The following is a 3,803-nucleotide window of genomic DNA, read 5'->3' as shown; positions in this document are numbered from 1 at the left end:
TCTCCTGGCCTATGGACTTGTGGATAAGCCATTCTGAGAGTAAGGTGAATGAACTAACAAACCGGGAATAGCTCTTATTTTTCCTGAATTTTGTTCCAGATCCCCGGACCTAGCTAACTTGCGTGGTCATTTTAAAATTAAATGCAATAACCGTTCACTTTGCAGCGAGGAAAAAATAATAGTTGATGATTAAATCAGGCTTTTCTCCAAACTCAAGAACATCCTTTGAACAGTCGCAAAATATATTACCTGAATTACCACAAATTGTCATGAAACTAGACTAAAGTTTTATTAGAGGGTGTCGAGAACTGTATTGTACATCCGGTTTTGCCTGTAAAATAAAATAATAACAAGGAGTGGGCAATGTCCAAAAATCATTTGTTACAAGATCCCTTTTTAAATGAATTAAGAAAAGAAAAAGTTCCTGTTTCAGTATTTCTCGTGAACGGAATTAAACTCCACGGGGTGGTAGAGTCTTTTGACCAATATGTCGTGATGTTGAAAAATTCAATTACCCAAATGGTTTATAAACATGCTATTTCTACAGTTGTACCCTCACGCATGGTCAAAATTCCTAGCGATGATGCCTCTGGTGACGGCCAGGGATCTGTGGCAGACTAGGCGTTTAATCCTTGATTGATAAGCCAGGCAGGTTTATTGAGCGTAAGCAAGCAATAAACCTTCTTTGGCATCAATAATAGATCTTAGTAGAGGAATTGTTGTGCTTGATCGTCCTGACGGTGGTGAACGTGCTATTCTTGTCCAATTGGCTTTGCCTGGCATCGATGCCGATAAAGCCTTGTCGGAATTTATTGAGCTGGCTTTATCGGCGGATGCCGAAATTCTAGATTGTGTTTTAGGGGCGCGAGCGACGCCAGATGCCAAATATTATCTAGGAAAAGGAAAAGCCGAAGAAATTAGCCACTTAGTCAAAACGCTTGATGCGGAGTTAGTCCTCATTAATCATGAATTATCTCCTTCCCAAGAACGTAATTTGGAGCAATTGTTCGAATGCCGGGTGGTGGATAGAAGTGGCTTGATTTTAGATATTTTTGCCCAACGGGCGCGTACCTTTGAAGGCAAACTGCAAGTAGAGTTAGCCCAATTGCAACATCTTTCCACCCGCCTTATCCGAGGCTGGACCCACTTAGAGCGCCAAAAAGGGGGCATTGGCTTGCGCGGCCCAGGGGAGACGCAATTGGAAACTGATCGACGTCTCTTACGTGAACGTATCCGTTCGATTAATAAACGTCTGGAAAAGGTGCGCTGTAGCCGTGATCAAAACCGGCAAGCCCGTCGTAAAGCAGCCTTGCCTACAGTTTCTTTAGTAGGTTATACCAATGCCGGTAAATCGACTTTATTTAATACCCTAACTGGTGAACAAATTTATGTCGCCGATCAATTATTTGCGACTTTAGACCCTACTATGCGCAAATTAGATTTACCGGGTTCCGCAGATGCTATTTTAGCGGATACGGTAGGCTTTATCCGTGATTTACCCCATCAATTGGTTGAGGCTTTTCGCGCGACTTTAGAAGAAACCCAAGAAGCAGATTTGTTATTGCACGTCATTGATATTTCTGACCCCAACTGGCGGGATACCGTTACTGCTGTACAAAGAGTGTTGGATGAATTAGGGGTTAATGACATACCGATTATTCAAGTATTCAATAAAATTGATTTGCAAGAAGGCTGGGAGGCCAAAGTGGAGATGAATGAAGGTGCCTGCAAAGTCTGGGTTTCCGCTTCAGCCCATTTAGGTATCGATATTCTCAAAGAGACCATAGCCGCGCAATTACACGGTACAGTCCTCGTTGAAGAGGTGATATTAAAAGCTACCCAAGCCAAATTACGGGCCCAATTATATCAATTAGGTTCAGTGTTATCGGAAGCTATTAATAATGAAGGAGAATGGTTATTAAAAATTAAAATTTCGGCCGAGCAAAAGCAACGTTTGTTTCAAGGTTCAAGCTAAATAAAGGATGCAGCAACAACATTTTATAAGCAACTAGTTTGACAAGAGAACAACAAAAACTAAACTTATAGAGGGTCCAACCCTAAATGAATAAGGAATATCAAATGAAATTAGCAAAATGCCTCGCTACGCTTTTTTTCTTTTCAACCTTTAGCTTAAATGCGGCCGTTCCAGGTCCAGCAACTCAATCAGCCAAATCTTGTGCTCGAGGGCAAATATACGACGCTGTAAAAATGAAATGTTGCACGCCAAGCTCTAAAACTCAAACCAGTTGTTAATTGCTTAAAATGATGAAGGGGCTTAGTTCTTTAGCCCCTTTCGATGACCTGATTAAGAGTTTCTGCGGTTTGGCCTCCATATAAGGTTTCCACCAGCTCCCCTTTGGGGTTAAAAATGAAGGTTACCGGTATGCCCCTAATATCGCCTAAATGCAATTGGGCGCAAGGGTCTTCTAAGAGGCTTGGATACTGAATATTAAAGCGTTTTATCAAGGAATGTTGCTCGGCCTGCGGGAGGCCATCGAAATTTACCGCGTATAAAGCCACTGTCTTTTGTTTTTTATGGTGCTCATAAAAACGATTAAACTCAGGAATCTCCTCCAGACAGGTTGGACACCAACTGGCCCAATAATTTATATAAACCCACTTTCCCTTTAAATTGGAAAGACTAAGCTCATTTCCTTGGTTATCCTTTAGTAAGGTTTCCGCATGAGCTAAGGCTGGGGTTATCAACAAACTTAAGATAAATAAGGCTAGTTTATAAGCGCGCATGCTTTTTCCTCTAAGGTTAAATAGCATAAATGCCAATTGTATCATAAGGGTGCAAAGATGAGATCGGTTAAAGAAGGTTTTTACCCTATACTCTAGCAAGAGCAAGAACTTTTTAATTAGGAGCTGGATATGAGTCAAGTGAGGGTAGAATATCAGGTTGCAGGGAGTTTAATCCGCGAAGGAGCAGGGGTAAAATTGCATCGTTATGTTGGTGCTGAGCGGGATAATGCCCTCGAACCTATTTTGCTGTTGGATTATTTTGATAGTACAGATATCTTGGATTATATGGCAGGCTTCCCCTCCCACCCTCATCGCGGTTTTGAAACCATTACCTACCTCTTGCACGGCAGTATTACTCATGAAGACAATAAAGGTCATAAAGGGGTGATTGGTGCTGGTGATGTGCAATGGATGACCGCGGGAAGAGGAATTGTTCATTCGGAGATGCCTTCTACACAACATGAGCGCTTACAAGGACTGCAGTTGTGGTTGAATCTGCCTGCTGCCGAAAAAATGCGCCCAGCCCGTTACCAAGAGATGCTTAATGACGAGCTTCCTAGGGAAACATTAGCTTCTGGGGCGGTTGTTAAAGTGATTGCCGGTGCTACTGATAAGGGTACGACTTCACCGATAAAAGATATTGCAACTAAGCCTTTATTTTTTGATATTTCTCTCCCCAAAGAGGCGGTTTTTAGCCAACAGATGCCGGAAGATTATCAAGCTATTCTTTTGGTGGTATCTGGACAGATAAAGATTGCCGGCGAAACGGTGGAGGCTAAGCATCTTGCAGTACTGAGCCCCGGGACTCTACTTACTCTGCACGCAGATTTAACCAGCCAATGTCTCTTAATTGCCGCACGAAAGTTGCGAGAACCCATTGTGCGCCATGGGCCTTTTGTCATGAATACGCCTGAGGAAATCATGCAAGCGCTTAGTGACTCATGTTACGCACGGTCAATTTTAAGCTGCCATATTTTTAAGCTCCTGCCAAGCAATCTGGTTCGCTCTAAGAATCAATTTGTACTTAATAGCAAAGTGATTTAAATGAGTTTTTATCT

The 3,803-nt window shown here is 42.3% G+C and carries 5 protein-coding genes; 4 read left to right on the top strand and 1 reads right to left on the bottom strand.

Annotated elements, in window-relative coordinates:
- Positions 1–363 precede the first annotated feature (363 nt).
- The 3 genes from hfq to ELY15_RS16270 all read left to right on the top strand — a co-directional run bounded on the left by hfq (position 364) and on the right by ELY15_RS16270 (position 2,253).
- Positions 364–621 carry an RNA chaperone Hfq gene (hfq, locus tag ELY15_RS14370; protein WP_127101225.1) on the top strand — a complete coding sequence of 86 codons (258 nt, stop codon included), beginning with the start codon at positions 364–366 and terminating at the stop codon, positions 619–621.
- A gap of 100 nt (positions 622–721) precedes the next feature.
- Positions 722–1,975, top strand: a complete 1,254-nt coding sequence (gene hflX / locus ELY15_RS14365) for a ribosome rescue GTPase HflX (protein WP_127101223.1) — start codon at positions 722–724, stop codon at positions 1,973–1,975.
- 104 nt (positions 1,976–2,079) lie between these two features.
- Positions 2,080–2,253 carry a hypothetical protein gene (locus ELY15_RS16270; protein ID WP_158617507.1) on the top strand — a complete coding sequence of 58 codons (174 nt, stop codon included), beginning with the start codon at positions 2,080–2,082 and terminating at the stop codon, positions 2,251–2,253.
- 30 nt (positions 2,254–2,283) lie between these two features.
- Here the strand turns inward: ELY15_RS16270 and ELY15_RS14360 are convergent, their stop codons facing one another.
- Entirely contained in the window at positions 2,284–2,745 is a 462-nt protein-coding gene (locus ELY15_RS14360) for a TlpA disulfide reductase family protein (RefSeq protein ID WP_127101221.1), read from the bottom strand.
- Between the two features lie 129 nt (positions 2,746–2,874).
- Here ELY15_RS14360 and ELY15_RS14355 point away from each other — a divergent pair, with 129 nt between their 5' ends.
- Positions 2,875–3,789 carry a pirin family protein gene (locus tag ELY15_RS14355; protein ID WP_127101219.1) on the top strand — a complete coding sequence of 305 codons (915 nt, stop codon included), beginning with the start codon at positions 2,875–2,877 and terminating at the stop codon, positions 3,787–3,789.
- The last annotated feature ends 14 nt before the right edge of the window (positions 3,790–3,803 follow it).

It is taken from the genome of Legionella sp. km772 (assembly GCF_003989735.1).
GTDB lineage: Bacteria > Pseudomonadota > Gammaproteobacteria > Legionellales > Legionellaceae > Legionella.
This window is presented reverse-complemented; position numbering and strand designations above follow the sequence as displayed.

What these genes read in the sequence shown, in the direction of transcription:
- hfq (WP_127101225.1), top strand. Translation starts at nt 364, where the DNA reads ATGTCCAAAAATCATTTGTTACAAGATCCCTTTTTAAATGAATTAAGA.
- ELY15_RS16270 (WP_158617507.1), top strand. Translation starts at nt 2,080, where the DNA reads ATGAAATTAGCAAAATGCCTCGCTACGCTTTTTTTCTTTTCAACCTTT.
- ELY15_RS14360 (WP_127101221.1), bottom strand. Translation starts at nt 2,745, where the DNA reads ATGCGCGCTTATAAACTAGCCTTATTTATCTTAAGTTTGTTGATAACC.
- ELY15_RS14355 (WP_127101219.1), top strand. Translation starts at nt 2,875, where the DNA reads ATGAGTCAAGTGAGGGTAGAATATCAGGTTGCAGGGAGTTTAATCCGC.